Annotated in this window: 17 protein-coding genes; 12 read left to right on the forward strand and 5 right to left on the reverse strand. The window is 70.9% G+C overall.

The features are described 5' to 3' along the window. Positions 1-90 precede the first annotated feature (90 nt). Positions 91-2,052: a hypothetical protein gene (locus OG746_RS25730; protein ID WP_266718312.1), complete on the reverse strand. Its 1,962-nt coding sequence runs from the start codon at positions 2,050-2,052 to the stop codon at positions 91-93. Between the two features lie 166 nt (positions 2,053-2,218). Here OG746_RS25730 and OG746_RS25735 point away from each other — a divergent pair, with 166 nt between their 5' ends. The 5 genes from OG746_RS25735 (at position 2,219) to OG746_RS25755 (ending at position 7,199) form a co-directional block, all read left to right on the forward strand. Further along, complete coding sequence (locus OG746_RS25735; RefSeq protein WP_266718314.1) at positions 2,219-2,668, forward strand: ATP-binding protein; 450 nt, start codon at positions 2,219-2,221, stop codon at positions 2,666-2,668. Positions 2,669-2,811: 143 nt separating this feature from the next. Beyond that, positions 2,812-4,197: an FAD-binding oxidoreductase gene (locus OG746_RS25740; RefSeq protein WP_266718316.1), complete on the forward strand. Its 1,386-nt coding sequence runs from the start codon at positions 2,812-2,814 to the stop codon at positions 4,195-4,197. Between the two features lie 160 nt (positions 4,198-4,357). After that, the gene (locus tag OG746_RS25745; RefSeq protein ID WP_266718318.1) at positions 4,358-5,716 is read left to right on the forward strand and encodes a hypothetical protein; all 1,359 of its coding nucleotides are present in this window, start codon (positions 4,358-4,360) and stop codon (positions 5,714-5,716) included. A 44-nt stretch (positions 5,717-5,760) separates the two neighbouring features. Continuing rightward, complete coding sequence (locus OG746_RS25750) at positions 5,761-6,639, forward strand: universal stress protein (protein ID WP_266718320.1); 879 nt, start codon at positions 5,761-5,763, stop codon at positions 6,637-6,639. 56 nt (positions 6,640-6,695) lie between these two features. Beyond that, positions 6,696-7,199, forward strand: a complete 504-nt coding sequence (locus OG746_RS25755; RefSeq protein WP_266718322.1) for an FBP domain-containing protein — start codon at positions 6,696-6,698, stop codon at positions 7,197-7,199. Between the two features lie 22 nt (positions 7,200-7,221). Here OG746_RS25755 and OG746_RS25760 read toward each other — a convergent pair whose 3' ends face one another. Together OG746_RS25760 and OG746_RS25765 are read right to left on the reverse strand one after the other, a co-directional pair. Next, positions 7,222-8,046, reverse strand: a complete 825-nt coding sequence (locus tag OG746_RS25760; protein ID WP_266718324.1) for a family 1 encapsulin nanocompartment shell protein — start codon at positions 8,044-8,046, stop codon at positions 7,222-7,224. A gap of 5 nt (positions 8,047-8,051) precedes the next feature. Further along, a complete protein-coding gene (locus OG746_RS25765) occupies positions 8,052-9,047 on the reverse strand; it encodes a Dyp-type peroxidase (RefSeq protein WP_266718326.1) in 996 nt (331 codons plus the stop codon). A 327-nt stretch (positions 9,048-9,374) separates the two neighbouring features. Here OG746_RS25765 and OG746_RS25770 point away from each other — a divergent pair, with 327 nt between their 5' ends. The 4 genes from OG746_RS25770 (at position 9,375) to trpS (ending at position 13,869) form a co-directional block, all read left to right on the forward strand. Beyond that, positions 9,375-10,415: an NAD(P)-dependent alcohol dehydrogenase gene (locus OG746_RS25770; RefSeq protein ID WP_266718328.1), complete on the forward strand. Its 1,041-nt coding sequence runs from the start codon at positions 9,375-9,377 to the stop codon at positions 10,413-10,415. Between the two features lie 79 nt (positions 10,416-10,494). Beyond that, on the forward strand, positions 10,495-11,718 hold the full coding sequence (locus OG746_RS25775; RefSeq protein ID WP_266718330.1) for a cytochrome P450: 1,224 nt from the start codon (positions 10,495-10,497) through the stop codon (positions 11,716-11,718). 134 nt (positions 11,719-11,852) lie between these two features. Continuing rightward, a protein-coding gene (locus OG746_RS25780; protein ID WP_443059774.1) for an IS5 family transposase occupies positions 11,853-12,670 on the forward strand; the annotation gives its coding sequence in 2 pieces (ribosomal slippage) (positions 11,853-12,182 and positions 12,185-12,670; 816 coding nt in all). A 128-nt stretch (positions 12,671-12,798) separates the two neighbouring features. Then, positions 12,799-13,869: a tryptophan--tRNA ligase gene (trpS, locus tag OG746_RS25785; RefSeq protein ID WP_266718332.1), complete on the forward strand. Its 1,071-nt coding sequence runs from the start codon at positions 12,799-12,801 to the stop codon at positions 13,867-13,869. Between the two features lie 191 nt (positions 13,870-14,060). On the opposite strand, the gene OG746_RS25790 is transcribed toward trpS, so the two are convergent. Together OG746_RS25790 and OG746_RS25795 are read right to left on the reverse strand one after the other, a co-directional pair. After that, positions 14,061-14,345, reverse strand: a complete 285-nt coding sequence (locus OG746_RS25790) for a zinc-ribbon domain-containing protein (protein WP_266718334.1) — start codon at positions 14,343-14,345, stop codon at positions 14,061-14,063. A 76-nt stretch (positions 14,346-14,421) separates the two neighbouring features. Further along, complete coding sequence (locus OG746_RS25795) at positions 14,422-15,063, reverse strand: MerR family transcriptional regulator (RefSeq protein ID WP_266718336.1); 642 nt, start codon at positions 15,061-15,063, stop codon at positions 14,422-14,424. 118 nt (positions 15,064-15,181) lie between these two features. On the opposite strand from OG746_RS25795, the gene OG746_RS25800 reads away from it, so the two are divergent. The 3 genes from OG746_RS25800 (at position 15,182) to OG746_RS25810 (ending at position 17,817) form a co-directional block, all read left to right on the forward strand. Further along, positions 15,182-15,643, forward strand: coding sequence for a monooxygenase family protein (locus tag OG746_RS25800; protein WP_524540478.1), 462 nt, complete (start codon positions 15,182-15,184; stop codon positions 15,641-15,643). A gap of 112 nt (positions 15,644-15,755) precedes the next feature. After that, positions 15,756-16,247: a peptidylprolyl isomerase gene (locus tag OG746_RS25805; RefSeq protein ID WP_266718340.1), complete on the forward strand. Its 492-nt coding sequence runs from the start codon at positions 15,756-15,758 to the stop codon at positions 16,245-16,247. 247 nt (positions 16,248-16,494) lie between these two features. Beyond that, positions 16,495-17,817 (forward strand): S28 family serine protease, encoded by a 1,323-nt coding sequence (locus tag OG746_RS25810; RefSeq protein WP_266718342.1) that lies wholly within the window; start codon positions 16,495-16,497, stop codon positions 17,815-17,817. The last annotated feature ends 3 nt before the right edge of the window (positions 17,818-17,820 follow it).

Here is a 17,820-nt window from a genome sequence, read left to right on the forward strand (position 1 = left end):
GTCTCCCTCGCTCGCCCCCTGTCCACCACGGTCCGCCCCAAGACCGACTTCCGCATCAACAGAGCGGGTGGATGCAGCAGGTCCGAACGGTCAGGGCCGCCCGGGTGCCACCTCCTTCAGCCGCTCCCCGGTGTCCAGGCGGGCCGCCACACGGACCGTGCCGTGCTCGGGAGCGCGCATTGCCACGGTGCGGCCCTTGCGGAACGCGGTCACCGCACCGCTCGCCTCGATCCGGGTGACCGCGCGGCTTCCCGCAGCCAGGAGGTACCAGTGGTCGTCCGGCGACCTCCACCGGGTGTCGGCCACCACGTGCTGGCCGAACCGGCTGCAGGCCGCCGTGGCCCGGGCCCGGCCGACCAGCTGCGCCGGTTCGGCGGCCGCGCCGGGCGCGCGCATCAGGAGAGCGACATCGCCCGGGCCACGCCAGGTGGAGGCGCGTACGCAGGACCAGACCGCCCGGCCCGCGTCCTTCGGCAACTGCTGCTCGGCGAAGTCCCACGCGTTCACGGCGCGCACGGCGCCGCCCCGCCACGGCTGGAGCCGGCAGGCGGTGCGCGCCCACGCGACCAGCGCCTGGCTGCCGGTGGCCTCGCGCGGCTGCCGGGGCGGAGGCGTGCCGTGTCCGGGAAGCGGCGTGTACGTGAGGTGCACGGGCGAGAGACCGCCGAGGTCGGCGAGCAGGAACGAGTGGTTCTCCACGATGCGCGCCGAGGAGCGCAGTTGGAGCACGGGGCGGCGCGCGCAGCCGTCCGCCGGCGCGACCGGAACGGCGTCGCTCACCCCGTCGTCCGACACGTCCAGCGGCCGCCCCTGAGTGTCGGGTCGCAAGAGGTCCCGGGTGGTCGCCTCGGTGATCCACGGCGCCGTCAGGTAGCGGGCGGAACCGTGGTCGCGGGTGAGGACGACGGCCGCCGCCGTGGTCACGTCCGCGTCGTCGACCCGGGCCAGGGCGAGGCCGGCCGGGCCGTCGCCGTCCGGCGCGGTGTAGCGGGCCAGCCGTTCGCCGTCGCTGAGGAGCACCACGGCACGGCCGTCGACGTCGCCCGCGAACAGCAGTTGCGGTGCGCGTGGCGGTGGATCGGCCGTGGTGTCCGGGGTCCGGCTGACGCGTACGGCGCCGGAGGGCTCGGCCCACGCGGCCAGCGCCCGGTCCAGCAGGGCGGTGTCGTCGGTCCGGTCGCCGCGCGCGGGCCAGGCCGTGAAGTCGACCCGTGAGGTGTCGGCCCAGGTGTCCCGCCCGGCGCGGGTGAGGTCACCGGAGGCGGGCGCCGCCCGGACCGGGGTGCCCGCGCCCGCCGCTTCCCGCTGCGGGGCGGAGTCGGGGGCGAGCACGGCGGCCGCCGCGACGACGGCCACGGCCCCGAGTGCGAGAGCGACCCGGGTCCGCCGCGCGCGGCGCAGCAGATCCGTGGGACGTGTCTGCACGGAGCAGGCGTCGAACTCCTGGGAGTGCAGCAACGCCGCGGCGGCAGGCCCGGATTCGGCGTCGAGTCCGACGGACTCCTGTACGGCCGCCCCGGCATCCGCCACCCCGGCCGCGGCCAACAGCGCCGTCGCCCGGTCCGCGTCCATGGAGTCGATGTGCCGGAGCACGAACGCGGCGCGCGCCGGGGCGGAAGCGTCCGCGAGGGAACGGACCAGCGCGAGTTCCTCGGCGCCGCCGGAGCGGGGGAACAGCCGCAGCCCCCAGACCACGGGGAGCCGGGGCAGCAGGATGCGGGGCGGCGGCAGGGCCGCGGGCCACCCGGCCGGCCGGTGCGCGAAGGACAGAGCGGTCCGCAGAATGCGTACGCGCAGCGCGTCGGTGGCGGTGGCGGTGTCGGAGCCGTCGCCTGGGGCACGGGGCCCGGGCACGGAGGCCGGGCGCCCCGGCAGCGCGCGCTGGACGGCGGTGTGGGCGAGCAGCACCCGGCGATGGCGGGTGAAGACGGCGGGGAGCGTCAGATAGGCCAGGCGTACGAGGCCGGTGTACTCGTCGAGCAGAGCTGCCTCGGCCTGGTCGGTGGCTATCCGTGAGCGGGGGATAATGCTTTCGCGACGAAGCTGGGGCATGGCGGGCCTCTCCCGGAAGTCCGTAGGGACACGGTGTCGTCCTTCAAACGACGAGCCGGGGAGTCGGTCACCCCGTCGAATCCGGCAGGACTGCGCGGCCTGATGCGGGGTATCAGCAGGCTGCGGGTGTCCATCGCGGAGTCCTGCAGGCGTGAAAGAGACACGAATGACCGAGTACATGGACGGGGCATTGATCCCCACAGGTTTCGACGAGGCAGTCGGGCCACTGATGCAGGCGACCCACTACGCAGGTGACGAGGGGTGCCTGGCCGACGCGCGCAGGTTCGCCGACGTGTTCCTGACGCGCCTGCGCCAGGAGTGGTGCGTCGAGCTCGACCCGCGCACGGCCGGGGACGTCCTGCTCGTCGTCAGCGAGTTGATCACGAACGCGGACCGGCACAGCGCGGGCCCGTACGTCCTGGAACTCGAGGGCACGTCGCGGCATGTCGCCGTCACCGTCTACGACAGCAGCGCCGCCGTGCCGGTGCGCTTCCCTCGGGACCCGGCGCGCGTGGGCGGCCACGGCCTGGAGATCGTGGACGCGCTCGCCGTCGTCTCCGTGGAGCAGGTGCCGGTCGGCAAGCGCGTGCGCGCCGTGCTGACCCTCGCCTCCTGAACGACCCCCGAGCTTCTTGAGCGACCCGCGCCGTGTGACGGCGCGAAGCGGTGTTCCATGATGGTGTCCCCGACCCGTGAACGCGCCGGTCAGGGCCATCTGTTCAGGAGGACGACATCGACACCGCAGACACGAGAAGCACGGTGGGCGAACTCGCCGCCGCGCTCCCGGACAGCACCCTCGTCACCGACCCGGACGTCCTCGCGTCCCTCGGCCACGACGACGCCGAGTGGGCGCCGATGGGCCGGCCGCTCGCCGCGGTGCGCGCCACGTCCGCCGAGGAGGTCGAGTCCGTGGTGCGGGCCTGCGCGGCCCGACGGATACCGGTCGTCACGCGGGGCGCGGGCACCGGACTCTCCGGCGGGGCCAACGCCGTCGACGGCTGCCTCGTGCTCGACGTGTCGAAGATGAACCGCATCCTCGAGATCGACACCGAGAACCTGATCGCCGTCGTCCAGCCCGGGGTCGTCAACAACGACCTCAAGGCCGCCGTCGCCGAGCACGGCCTGTGGTACCCGCCGGACCCGGCCAGCGCCCCCTGGTCCACGATCGGCGGCAACGTCTCCACGAACGCGGGCGGCCTGTGCTGCCTCAAGTACGGCGTCACCCGCGACTACGTCCTCGGCATGGAAGTCGTCATGGGCGGGCCCGCGGGGGACTACGGCAGCCGGGTCAGGCTCGGCCGGCGCACCACGAAGGGCGTCGCGGGCTACGACCTGACGAGCCTGTTCGTTGGCTCCGAAGGCACCTTCGGCGTCATCACCGAGATCACCCTCAAGCTGCGGCCCGCGCCCGTCGGTGAACCGCGCACCGTGGTCGGCAACTTCGACAGCCTCGTCGCCGCGGGCGCCGCCGTCGCCCTCGTCACGAGCCGGGGCCTCGCGCCCGCCGCCCTCGAACTCCTCGACCGCGCCTGCATGGAGGCCGTGGAGAACTGGAAGCACCTGGGCATCGAGCCGGGCGCGGAGGCGATGCTGCTCGCCCGCATCGACGCCCCGGGCGACGCGGGCGAGGCCGAGGCGAGCGCGGTGGCGGACGCCTTCCGGGAGGCGGGGGCGCTGTGGGCCGAGCAGTCCACCGACGCCGTCGAGGCCGAGGCCCTGTTCGACGTACGGCGCCTCGCGTATCCCGCGCTCGAGCGGCTCGGCCCGGTGCTCACCGAGGACCTGTGCGTGCCGCGCTCCGCCGTGCCGCAGATGCTCGCCGCCATCGAGAAGATCGGGCGCAGGCACGGCGTGCGCATCGCGACCATCGCGCACGCGGGCGACGGCAATCTGCACCCGCTGCTGATCACCGAGCCCGGTGACGAGGCGGAACGCGTCGCCGCGCAGGCCGCCTTCGAGGAACTCCTTCAGGCCGCGATCGCCGCGGGCGGCACGGTCACGGGCGAGCACGGCGTCGGCCTGCTCAAGCGCGACGGCATGCGCAGCGAACTGGGCCCCGCCGTCTGCGCGTTGCAGCGGGCCGTGAAGGAGACCCTGGATCCGCTGGACCTGTTCAACCCCGGCAAGGTCGTCGGCGAGGACTGAGACTCCGACAACTCCTGGCAGCCCACCGCGTGGCAGCCCGTTCCGCGGCACGCCGTCCCAAATGAGGCAATTGTTCGTTTATCCGCCCTACGGTGCGGAGGTCGGTGTCCGTGTGGGGGGACGTACAACGCCCCCGCCCGGGGCGCGGATTGGGTTGCCCATGGAGTTCGAAGAATCCGGTCGGTCCAGCGGAATCAGTCGCAGACGCGTGGCGCGCCTGGGTCTCGGCGTCGGCCTCGGCGCCGCGGCCGGGGCGCTCGCCGGATGCGGGACGAGCGGCGGCGAGAAGGCGAGCCCGCCCCCGGCAGGCCCTGCCCGCCATCCCGAGCGCCCCGCCAAGAAGAAGGCCCTGCCCCGGCTGATCGGCGACGGCTCGACCTCGTACACGGGCAGGCAGCCCAAGCAGCCCGCCGCGCCCACCGCCTTGGAACCCGGCCAGACGCCGCCGCAGTTCGTCGTCTTCTCCTGGGACGGCGCGGGCGAGGTCGGCAACGGCCTGTTCCCCCGCTTCCTCGAACTGGCCCGGCAGCACGACGCCCGCATGACCTTCTTCCTGTCCGGGCTCTATCTGCTGCCCGAGGCGCAGAAGCGCCGCTACCAGCCGCCGGGCAACCCCGTCGGGGCCTCCGACATCGGCTACCTCAGCGACCCGCACCTGAAGGAGACCCTGCGCTCCGTCCACCAGGCGTGGCTCGACGGGCACGAGATCGGCACCCACTTCAACGGGCACTTCTGCGGCGGCTCCGGCTCCGTCGGCAACTGGAGCCCCCAGCAGTGGCGCAGCGAGATCGAACAGGCCCGCACCTTCGTCAAGTCCTGGCGCACCCACACCGGTTGGCACGACCAGCCGGCCCTGCCCTTCGACTACGACAAGGAACTCATCGGCGGCCGCACGCCCTGCCTGCTCGGCCAGGAGAACCTGCTGCCCGTGGCGCGCGAACTCGGCTGGCGCTACGACGCCTCCTCGCCCGGTGGACTGCAACGCTGGCCGGAGAAGCGCCAGGGCATCTGGGACCTGCCGCTGCAGGGCATCCCGTTCCCCGGCCACAGCTTCGAGGTCCTCTCGATGGACTACAACATCCTCGCCAACCAGTCGAAGAACTCCACCCGCGCCCCGGCGTACAACTATCCGGGCTGGCGCACCCAGGCCACGCAGGCGTATCTCACCGGCTTCCAACGCGCGTACGAGACCAACCGGGCGCCGTTCTTCATCGGCAACCACTTCGAGGAGTGGAACGGCGGCATCTACATGGACGCTGTCGAGGAGGCGCTCAAGCGGATCGCCGACAAGGCGGGGAGCGGCGACGTCCGGCTCGTGTCCTTCCGGCAGTTCGTCGACTGGCTCGACGCGCAGGACCCGGCCGTCCTCGCGCAACTGCGCGACCTCCAGGTGGGGGAGCGCCCGGCGGGCGGCTGGAACCGGTATCTGCGACCGTCGAAGAGCCCGGCGAACTCCGGCACGACAAGCGGGACCGGTACGACGAGTAAAACGGGCGCTCCCGGACAGACAGCTCACTAGACGAGACCGGACACACGAGACCGGACAGACGAGGAGGCGGTGCGATGACCCGGCCCATCACCGCGGGTGTGGACGGATCCCCCGAGAGCGCGGCGGCGGCAGCCTGGGCGGCGCGTGAGGCGGTGCGGCGCGGACTGCCGCTGCGCCTGGTGCACGTGGGCGAGCCCGCCCCCGACGGCCTGGCGCTCGCCGCGGACGAGTCCTCGCTCACGCAGTGGGCGGGCGACCTGCTCGCGGACATCGAGCACGAGATCGCCGAACGCCACCCCGGGCTCGCGGTCACCACCGACGTTCTCGACGGGGACGGGGCCGCCGAGTCCCTGCTGGCGGCCGCGCACGACGGCGAGTCCCTGGTGCTCGGCTCGCGCGGGCACGGCGTGATCGTCGGCTTCATCGTCGGCTCGGTCGGCCAGCAGGTGATCGCCAAGGCCGAGCGGCCCGTCGTCCTCGTCCGCGCGGACGACGCGGCGCCGGCCGAGGCGAGCGGGCGCGACGTGATCGTCGGCCAGGAGGGCGAACCGGAGGACAGCGCCGCCGCGATGGAGTTCGCCTTCACCACCGCGCAGGCCCGCGGCGTGGCCGTGCGAGCGGTACGCGCGTGGAGCCTGCCGCCGGTGTTCTCCTACAGCCCCAGCTCGTTCGCCCTGCTCGACGACGCGGGCGGCATGGAACCGTACGAGAAGAAGGCCCTCGGCGCCGCGCTCGCCCCCTGGCGCGAGCGGTTCCCGGATGTGCCGGTCCGTGAGCACGTCGAGATCGGCAGCGCGGGCCAGGTGCTGCTCTCGGTCGCGCCCGAGGCCCAGCTGCTCGTCGTCGGACGCCGCGCGCGCCGCACCGCGATCGGCTCCCGCATCGGCTCGGTCGCCCACGCGGTGCTGCACCACGCGCCGTGCCCGGTGGCGGTGATCCCGCACACCGGCTGACCGTTGCGCGAATATCCGGATGCATGATCGGTGAGCGGCTTTGTAGGGTCCACGCTGTGGAACCACTCAGCGACAAACAGATCCGCTCGTCCTTCGTGAACTGCACCAAGGGTGAGGCGACCCGTATGCGGCTGCCCCTCGACTTCGCCGAGCTGCCCTGGCACGACCTGGACTTCCTCGGCTGGGTGGACCCGGGCGCGCCGCTGCGCGCGCACCTCGTGCGCCCCACGGACGACGGGCCGGTCGGCATCAGCCTGCGCGTGCCGCAGAGCGGGCGCACCAGCGCGATGAAGTCGAGCCTGTGCCAGATCTGCCTCACCGGACACGCCTCGTCGGGCGTGTCCCTGTTCGCCGCGCCGCTCGCCGGGGCCCGCGGCCGCGACGGCAACACGGTCGGCCTGTATGTCTGCGCCGACCTGGCTTGCTCCCTGTACCTGCGCGGCAAGAAGCAGCCGAAGCTGCGCGCGGGCCGCTACGAGGAGTCGCTCACGCTGGACGAGCGCGTGGACCGGGCCCTCGGCAACCTCGACGCGTTCATCGCCAGGGTCCAGGGAAGCTGAGGGCCCAAGCCAGCTGGGGGCCTCAGGCCTTGAGCGCGACCACGGCCTCGTCCGTGTAGGGCAGGAACGTCAGGGTCTGGTGGAAGTACAGCTCGATGCTGTGCGCGTCGTGCGCGCTGTAGCCGATCGCCAGATCCTGGCCGAGCCGCAGCTCGAAGTCGCCGCCGCGCTTGGACAGGACGAACGCCCCGTTCAGCGCCGGCGCCCAGATCAGCTCGCCGTCGAGGATCCGGCCGAGGTGGTTGGCGATCGGATAGCCGTGGTCGGAGGTCTCGCTGACCGCCGTGTACGCGTCGGCCCCGAGCAGCAGTGCGTACGGGCCCGCCACGCCGGCGAGGCGCAGCGCCGTCAGCGCCCGGCTGATCGTGTCCGGGTAGTCGCGGGCCTCGGCCGGCAGGCTCAGGACCGGGTTCGAGGTGCGCTCGCGCAGCCCTTCGATACCGGCCGCCGTATACCCGTCGAAGATCGCCTGGTCCTCCGCGTACGCCATGGAGCGCGCCGCGTCCTTCACCGGCTGCCAGTCGGAGTCCTTGGAGCCGCGCTCCACGTCGTCCACGGCCTCCCGGCTCACTGTGAACGGCACCCGCAGCTCGACCAGCGGCTGCACGCCGCGCAGCCGCGCCGTCACGCCCGGCGCGGGCGGCGCGATCTCGGAGAGGTGCCCGGTGCCGACGGCCGAGAGGTCGGCGCCGTCCGGTCCGGTGACGTCCACGACGCGGCGGCCCGCGACATGGCGCTGGAAGGTGCGCGTCGCCTCCTCCTCGATCTCGGCCCAGGCAGCGGGCGTGATCGGGGCGAGCTCGCGGTGCAGATTGTTGCTCGGGGTGGGGTTCGGGGCGCTACTCATGGTCTTCAGGCTCCTTTGAGGCTGCCGATGCCGAGGGAGCCGAGCGCGGGGTCCGCGGTGGCGGCGCCGGTCGGCGGCTCGGGCAGGTCGTCGAGGAAGTCGGCGCTCGGCACGTGGAACAGGCATCCGGTGACCGCGGTCGAGAAGTCGAGAATCCGGTCGTGGGTGCCGGGCGGGTTGCCGAGGAACATGTTGCGCAGCATCCGCTCGGTGACGTCCGGGGTGCGCGCGTAGCCGATGAAGTACGTGCCGAACTCGCCCTGGCCGACGTTGCCGAACGGCATGTTCTCGCGCAGGATCTGCCGCTCCGTGCCGTCCTCGTCGACGATGGTGTTGAGCGCGACGTGCGAGTCGGCGGGCTTCACGTCGTCGTCCAGCTCGATGTTCGCGGTCTTCGTGCGGCCGATGACCTTCTCCTGCTCCGTCGAGGGCAGTGCTTCCCAGGCGGCCATGTCGTGCACGTACTTCTGGACGATGACGTAGGAGCCGGCGCTGAAGTCCGGGTCCTCGTCGCCCACGAAGACGGAGTCCGCGGCGGCCCGCCCGGTCGGGTTCTCGCTGCCGTCCACGAAGCCGAGCAGATCGCGGTCGTCGAAGTACTTGAAGCCGTGCACCTCGTCGACGACGGTGACGGCGGAGCCGAGCCGGCCGATGATCACGCGGGCCAGCTCGAAGCAGAGGTCCATGCGCCGCGAGCGCAGATGGAAGAGGAGGTCGCCGGGGGTCGCGGGGGCCAGGTGCCGGGGGCCCGCGAGCGCCTGGAACGGGTGCAGTTCGCGCGGCCTGGGGCCGCTGAACAGGCGGTCCCAGGCGGTAGAGCCGATGCCGACGATGCAGCCGAGGGCGGCGTCGCGGTCGCGGAAGCCGACGGAGCGACTCAGCCCCGACAGCTCCTCGAGAGTGTCGCGGACGGCGGGCTCGCCGCCCGGCGCGACCGTGACGACCAGGAAGACGGCGGCCTTCGAGGGCGGGGTGAGGAGGACGGGCTGGGGGTCGGCCACTAGTGCTCCGATGGCGAGGGAGGGCGTCAGTTGGCTGTTGACACCATATGGGCTGTGGCGGCTCGTGGCACTCGCGCCCGAAAAGAACCTTCTAAAGACCAGATGAACCTATGTGTCCGACCTCACCCCCGGCCCCTGTCGAACCGGCGTCGGGCACCGGCCGCATGCTGTTAAAGTTTTAACCAGGCCCCGACCGTTCTCCCCCGTACGGTCGGGGTCCTTTTTTGTGCCGTGACACGTGTCCCATTGGGACATGTGTCCCGTTGGGACGTGAGCGAGTTACGGTGGGAGTGCGGGGGTCGGCGAGAGCGACGAAGGAGTCGAGCCATGAAGGCACTTCAGTACCGGACCGTAGGGGCACCGCCCGAGGTCGTCACCGTCCCCGATCCGGAGCCCGGTCCCGGGCAGGTCCTCCTGAAGGTCACCGCCGCCGGTGTGTGCCACTCCGACATCGCCGTGATGAGCTGGCCCGCCGAGAGCTTCCCCTACGAACTTCCGCTGACCCTCGGGCACGAGGGCGTCGGTACCGTCGCCGCGCTCGGCGCCGGGGTGACCGGCTTCGTGGAGGGCGACGCGGTCGCCGTGTACGGGCCGTGGGGCTGCGGCGCCTGCGCCAAGTGTGCGGAGGGCAAGGAGAACTACTGCCTGCGCGCCGAGGAGCTCGGCATCCGCCCGCCCGGACTCGGCGCCCCCGGCTCGATGGCGGAATACATGATCGTCGACGACGCGCGGCACCTGACGCCGATCGACGGCCTCGACCCCGTCGCGGCCGTGCCGCTCACCGACGCGGGCCTCACCCCGTACCACGCCATCAAGCGCTCGCTGCCCAAGCTGGTGCCCGGCTCGACCGCCGTCGTCATCGGCACCGGCGGCCTCGGGCACGTCGCCATCCAGCTGCTGCGCGCCATGACCGCCGCCCGTGTCATCGCGCTCGACGTGAACGAGGAGAAGCTCGCCCTCGCCAAGGCCGTCGGCGCCCACGAGGCGGTCCTGTCGGACGCGGCGGCCGCCGGCAAGGTCAAGGAGCTGACCGGCGGGCGCGGCGCCGAGGCCGTCTTCGACTTCGTCGGCGTCCAGCCCACCGTCGAGACCGCGGGCGCCGTCGCCGCCGTCGAGGGCGACGTCACGATCGTCGGGATCGGCGGCGGCACCCTGCCCGTCGGCTTCGGCGCCATGAACTTCGAGGTCAATGTCACCGCCCCGTACTGGGGCAGCCGCGCCGAACTCGTCGAGGTCCTCGACCTGGCGCGGGCCGGTGCCGTCTCCGTGCACACCGAGACCTTCTCGCTCGACGACGCCCCCAAGGCGTACGAGCTGCTGCACGACGGCAAGATCAACGGGCGTGCGGTGATCCTCCCGAACGGCTGACACGGGGAGGGGGTGTACGGGCTGACGGTCGGTCAATAGGCTGATGGCTACCGCCCGTTACACCCCCACAGGGAGCCCCATGTCCACCGCGCAGGTCCCCGACATCCTCTCGCCGGAGTTCGCCGCGAACCCGTATCCCGCCTACCGCGCGATGCGCGAGTCCGCTCCGCTCATGTGGCATGAGGCGACGCAGAGTTGGATCGTCTCGCGGTACGCCGATGTGGAGCGCGTCTTCAAGGACAAAGAGGCGACGTTCTCCACCGACAATTACGACTGGCAGCTCGAGCCCGTGCACGGCAGGACCATCCTGCAGATGAGCGGCCGTGAGCACGCGGTGCGTCGCGCGCTCGTCGCGCCCGCCTTCCGAGGCAGCGAACTGCAGGACAAGTTCCTGCCCGTCATCGAGCGCAACTCCCGTGAGCTCATAGACCGGTTCAGGGACGCAGGATCGGCCGACCTCGTCGCCGACTACGCCACCCGCCTGCCGGTCAACGTCATCGCCGACATGCTCGGCCTCGACAAGGCCGACCACGCCCGCTTCCACGGCTGGTACACCGCCGTCATCAACTTCCTCGGCAATCTGGCGGGGGACCCGGACGTCGCCGCGGCGGGGGAGCAGACGCGCGTCGAGTTCGCGCAGTATATGATCCCGGTCATCCAGGAGCGCCGCGAGAACCCCGGCGACGATCTGCTCTCGGCGCTGTGCGCCGCCGAGGTCGACGGGGTGCGGATGAGCGACGAGGACATCAAGGCGTTCTGCAGTCTGCTGCTCGCCGCGGGCGGCGAGACCACCGACAAGGCGATCGCCAGCATCTTCGCCAATCTGCTCGCGAACCCCGACCAGTTGGCGGCCGTGCGCGCCGACCGGTCCCTGATCCCGCGGGCCTTCGCCGAGACGCTGCGCGTCACCCCGCCCGTCCACATGATCATGCGCCAGTCCGCCGTCGACGTGGAGCTCACCGGCGGCACCGTCCCGGCCGGAGCCACCGTCACCTGCCTCATCGGTGCGGCCAACCGCGACGAGAACCGGTACAAGGACCCGGACCGCTTCGACCTGTTCCGCGAGGACCTGACCACCACGACCGCGTTCTCGGCCGCCGCCGACCACCTCGCCTTCGCGCTCGGCCGGCACTTCTGCGTCGGCGCGCTGCTCGCCAAGGCGGAGGTGGAGACCGGGGTGAACCAGCTCCTCGACGCCATGCCGGACCTGCGGCTCGCCGACGGCTTCGACCCGGTCGAGCAGGGCGTCTTCACCCGCGGGCCCAAGGCGCTGCCGGTGCGGTTCACGCCCGTGAGCGCCTGACCCGCACGGACCGTCAGGTGTACGATTACGGCATGCATCGATCTTCGTGCCTGAACTGGTGGCGCCTCACTTAAAGGCTCTAACAAAAGCTGCTGATCATGAGTGTTTCGGTCTGTCTGTCCGTAGGTCTGGTCATGGGAGAGCGTCAGTCGCGGCCATGGATCGTGTCGGACGAACTGTGGTCGATGATCGAGCCGTTGCTGCCGAAGCCGGGCCCGAAGAAGGTCGAGGGCAGACCACGGGTCCCGGACCGGCAGGCACTGTGCGGGATCCTCTTTGTGCTGCACACCGGCATCCAATGGGAGTACCTGCCCCAGGAGTTGGGCTTCGGCTCGGGCATGACCTGCTGGCGCCGGCTGGCCGCCTGGAACGAGGCGGGGGTGTGGGACGAACTGCACCTGGTGCTGCTGAAGAAGCTACGGTCGGCGGGCAAGCTGGACTGGTCCCGGGCGGTGATCGATTCCTCGCACGTGCGGGCCGCTCGGCGGGGCCCAAAAGTGGGCCGAGCCCGGTCGACCGCGCGCGGCCGGGCAGCAAGCACCACGTGCTCACCGACGGCCAGGGCATCCCGCTCGCCGTATCGCTGACCGGCGGCAACCGCAACGACGTCACTCAACTCCTGCCCCTGCTCGACAAGGTCCCCGCCGTGGCAGGCACGGTCGGACGGCCACGCAAGCGGCCGGACCTGTTGTTCGCTGACCGCGGCTACGACCACGACATCTACCGGCGCCAGGTACGACAGCGCGGCATCCGCCCGGTCATTGCCGAACGCGGTCAGCCGCACGGCACCGGACTGGGCACCTTCCGGTACGTGGTCGAGCGCACCATCGCGTGGCTGCACGGCTTCCGTCGTCTCCGCATCCGCTGGGAGCGGCGTGACGACATCCATGAAGCCTTCCTCGGGCTGGCCGCCTGCCTGATCACTCATCGGCACGTCCAACGCCTTTGTTAGCACCTCTTAGAGGCGGCCGCACAGACAAGCACGTACAAGGGCCGTCCCCGGACGGCCCTTTCTTCATGCCCTCCCACCGGAGGTCACGCCGTCCCGAGGACGCCCGTGAACCCAGGGGAGAGACCACCATGAGCAGCAGCACCGATGCCCTCGGCACCTCCGCCGCGCAGGAACGCAGCGCCGAGCTGGAACAGCTGATCCGCAAGGATCCCGGGCAGTTCCGCATCCTCACCGGGGACCGGCCCACCGGCCGACTGCACCTCGGGCACTACTTCGGCACCCTGCACAACCGCGTCCGGCTCCAGGACCTCGGCGTCGAGACCTTCGTCCTGATCGCCGACTACCAGGTCCTCACCGACCGCGACATCGCCGAGAACCTCACCGGACACGTCGAGGAGCTGGTCCTCGACCACCTGGCCATCGGCATCGACCCCGAGCGTTCCACGATCTTCACGCACAGCGCCCTGCCGGCCCTGAACCAGCTGCTGCTGCCGTTCCTCAGCCTCGTCTCGGTCGCCGAGCTGAGCCGCAACCCCACCGTCAAGGACGAGATCGCGCTCTCCCGGCAGTCCGCGGTGAGCGGCCTGATGTTCACCTATCCCGTGCACCAGGCCGCCGACATCCTCTTCTGCAAGGCGAACCTGGTCCCCGTGGGCCAGGACCAGCTGCCGCACCTTGAGGTCACCCGCACCGTCGCCCGCCGCTTCAACGACCGCTACGGCAACGGCACTCCGGTCTTCCCGCAGCCCGAGGCCCTGCTGTCCACGGCGCCGCTGCTGCTCGGCACCGACGGCACGAAGATGAGCAAGTCCCGCGGCAACGCCATCGCGCTGTCCGCGACACCCGACGAGACCGCGCGGCTGATCCGCGGCGCCAAGACCGACGCCGAACGCCACATCACGTACGACCCGGGGACCCGCCCCGAGGTTTCCTCGCTCGTCCTGCTCGCCGCCCTGTGCGAAGGCGTCGACCCGCACGCGGTGGCGCAGGAGATCGGGGGCGGGGGCGGCGCCGCGCTCAAGCGGCGCGTGACCGAGTCCGTGAACGAGTACCTCGCGCCGATCCGGGCCGGGCGCGAGTGCTACGCGCAGGACCGTGGCCTGGTCAGGGACGTGCTGAGGGCCGGGAACGAGCGGGCGGGCGCGGTCGCCGACGCGACGCTCAGGGAGGTGCGGGCGGCCATGAACGCCGACTACTGACGAGGGCGTGAAAAGCCGCCGGGACGATTCTGCCTGCGGCATGCATGCCCGGCCCGATCCCGGGCAGCAGGAGAACAGACGCTCAAGCAGCCCACCCCCCCCGGGCGCTCGAGCCCGTGGCCCTGTCGCCCCCTCTCCCCCCTGGGAGGCGACAGGGCCACCTTTTATGGCATCGGCCCCCGGCGAACCAACTAGCCCTGGTGGTGCTGCTGTTGCTGCTGCGGCGCCCCGGCCCCCGGCCCGGCGGCCTGCGCGAGCATCCCGTCCACGTGATCCTTGGGCACCTGGTGCGCGGCGCCGCAGAACGTGCACTGCGCCTGGTACTTCGTCGAGATCGGGAACAGCGGGATGAAGAACAGCGTGAACTTCGTGACGAACTTCCGCAGCGTGTGCGCCGCGGGATTGCCGCAGCTGCCGCAGACGAAGGTGAGGATCGCGAGCTGGTACGCGTAGCCCCGCGTGCCGAAGATGATCATTGGGTCCCTCCCGTTGTGTGTCCGCCGCAGAGCGTTCGGCGTCCGGCCGTCATCGTATGCGGCCCTCCCCTGAGCCTCACAAGCCGTAGCGGCGCGTGGAGTGCTCCTCCTGGGCGAGCCGGCGCAGCGCGAGCAGCAGGGGTTCGTACAGGACCGCCGCCGCGACCGCCAGCTCGACCTTCTCGGAGTCGTCCTCGTAGGTGTCGAGTTGGTCCAGGTCCAGTTGGGCCACCTCCTCCATGAGGTGCGCGTACTGCGCGAGGATCTCGGGCCCGCGCGAGAAGCCGAGGCGGGTCAGCGTGACGATCGTGGTGACCAGGGCGCGGTATGAGGGGGAGAGGACGCCGATCTCGCGCGCGTTCTGCCAGCCCATGTCGCCGAGGAACCCGTCGACCGCCTCGGTCACCTCCGCCGTCAGCAGGTCGTCCGCGGGCGCCTCCGGCGGCTGCGGCATCGCCCACAGGGCGGCGCCCAGCCGGAAGGTCGTCCCCAGGGACTCGTCGTCCACATGTCCGAGCACCTCCCGCACGGTGGCCACCGGGATCCGCCCGATCTGGATCATCGCCCGGATCAGGCCGAGCCGCCGCAGATGCGCCTCGCCGTACGCGGCCTGAGTGGCGCTGATCCGCTCGCCCTGCGGCAGCAGCCCCTCGCGCAGGTAGTACTTGATCGTGCCGACCGGCACCCCGCTGCGCTCGCTCAGCTCTGCCAGTCGCATCCCTTGTGCCCCTCCTTGGAAAGTGCCACTATCCAAACACGGGTCAGGGGATCGGGGGACCCCTGACCCCCTGTCAATGTCAGACGGGAACGGGGGAGTTGTGTTCACGAAACTGGAGATGGGGCGGGTGACGGCGGCCGCCGACGGCGACGTCGTGCTCTTCGTCGCCGGTATGCGGATCAACCGGTTCTGGGCGGTCCACCGCTGGATCCCGGTGATGTGCGCGATGCTCATGATGCTCAGGGGCCTCGGCAAGGATCGCACGGCCGGTCTGCTCCACTACGTCCTGGGCACCTCGGACCCGCGCAACTTCTACGTCATCCAGTACTGGGAGTCGAAGGAGAAGCTGCTCGCCTACGCGGCCGCCTCCGACAATCGGCACCAGCCCTGGTGGGCCCGCACGAACCGCTACCTCCGCAAGGGGAAGGGGCGTGTGGGCGTCTGGCACGAGACCTACCTCGTGCCCGCGGGCTCGTACGAGACGATCTACGGCGACATGCCGGCCTACGGCCTCGGCAAGGCCTACGGCGTGCGGCCGCTCGGTGAGGGCGTGCGGGCGCGGGACCGGCTCGCGGTCTGAATGTATCCGCCCCGTAAGCGGAGCATCACGCAGCGTACGAATGGCGTACGAAAATGGCCATCCCGACGGGCCGAATCGGCAATCCGGGGTTGGTGATGAAAGGATTGCGTCCATGGCAATCAAGACCTACTTCGACATCGAGATCAACGGCGAGCCCGCTGGGCGGATCACGTTCAACCTCTTCGAGGACGTCGTCCCGAAGACCGCGGAGAACTTCCGTGCCCTGTGCACGGGCGAGAAGGGCTTCGGCTACGCCGGCTCGTCCTTCCACCGCGTCATCCCGCAGTTCATGCTGCAGGGCGGCGACTTCACCGCCGGTAACGGCACGGGCGGCAAGAGCATCTACGGCGAGAAGTTCGCCGACGAGAACTTCCAGCTCAAGCACACCAAGCCGGGCCAGCTCTCCATGGCCAACGCGGGCCCGAACACCAACGGCTCGCAGTTCTTCATCACCACCATCGTCACCGACTGGCTGGACGGCAAGCACGTCGTCTTCGGCGAGGTCGAGGACGGCATGGAGCTCGTGAAGAAGATCGAGTCCCTCGGCTCGCGCAGCGGCGGCACCTCCGCCAAGATCACGATCTCCGAGTCCGGCCAGCTCTGATCCAGGCCGATCATCCGGTGCAAGGGTCCTTCTGACGGATCAGGCTGGACGTGGGAGGCCGCACGGTTCGGCTCCGCGACTCCAGCAAGATCCGTCAGAAGGACCCTGGGAGCCGGGACCCCGTCCGGGGTCCCGGCTCCTCGCGTTTTCGACGTGAGGCCAACTCCCGGGCGGGCGCCGCAGGTTAGGGTCTCGGTCGGTGGATCAACGATCCGCCGCACCGTTCCCTCGACCCAGGGAGACCCTTGTGCGCCTGCGCGCCATACCCACGCTGCTGCTGTCCGCCGCCCTCACGGCGGGCGCCCTCGCCGCCACCGCGGCACCGGCGACCGCCGCGCCCGCCTCGTTCGAGGATCAGTTGCGGGCTCTGCCCGGAGTGAGCGTCACCGGCGTCACCGACAAGGAGGGCTTCCCGCTCTACTCCTTGTCGATCACGCAGCCGGTCGACCACGCGAGACCCGGCCTCGGCACGTTCCAGCAGCGCTTCACGCTCTGGCACAAGTCGACGGCCAAGCCCGTCGTCTTCTACACAGGCGGCTACGAGCTGTCCTCCTCGACCCGCGAGCCCACCACCCTCCTCGACGCGAACCAACTCAGCGTCGAGCACCGCTTCTTCGGACCGTCCGTACCGGCCGGCGGCACCCCCTGGGGCAAGATGACCGTCCAGCAGGAGGCCGCCGACGAACACGGGATCGTGCGGGCCGTGCGGCCGCTGTACGAGAAGACGTCGAAGTGGCTGGCGACCGGCGGCTCCAAGGGCGGCATGACGGCCACGTACCACTACCGCTTCCACCCCAAGGACTACGACGGCGTCGTCGCCTACGTCGCCCCGAACGACGCCAACAATGCCGACGACAGCGGCTACGAGGACTTCTTCAAGAGGGTCGGCACCCAGCAGTGCCGCGACGGGCTCGCCGCCGTGCAGCGCGAGATGCTGGCGCGCCGCGACACCCTGCTCCCCAAGTTCGAGAAGACCGCGAAGGACGAGGGCTACACCTTCACCAACACCCTCGGAACGACCGACCGGGCCTACGAGTTTGCGGTCCTCGACCAGGTGTGGAACTTCTGGCAGTCCGGCTCCGTCGACAACTGCCCGACCGTGCCCGACGCCAAGAAGGTCTCCGACGACGACCTCTACAAGTGGTCCCTCGACCACGGACTGTCCATCTACGAGGACTCCACGCTCGGCGCCAACAGCTCGGGCCCCTACTACCGGCAGGCTGCCGCCCAACTCGGCTGGGCCGACCTGATGTTCAAGAACCTCAAGGGTGTGCGCCACTACCCGGACATCTATCAGCCGAACTCCGTGCTGCCCGCCGACATGCGCACCACCTACGACGGCACCGTCATCAAGGGCGTCGACAAATGGGTGCGTACGAAGTCCGAGCGGATGCTGTTCGTCTACGGGCAGAACGACCCGTGGAGCGCCGAGCAGTTCACGCCCAGCAAGAAGGACTCGTACAAGTACGTCGTGCCGAAGTCCAACCACGGCGCCCGGATCTCCGCGCTGCCCGCGAACGAGCGGGACGCGGCGACGGCCACGATCAAGCGCTGGGCGGGTGTCCGGTAGGCG

Source organism: Streptomyces sp. NBC_01016 (assembly GCF_026341035.1).
In the GTDB taxonomy this organism is placed as follows: domain Bacteria; phylum Actinomycetota; class Actinomycetes; order Streptomycetales; family Streptomycetaceae; genus Streptomyces.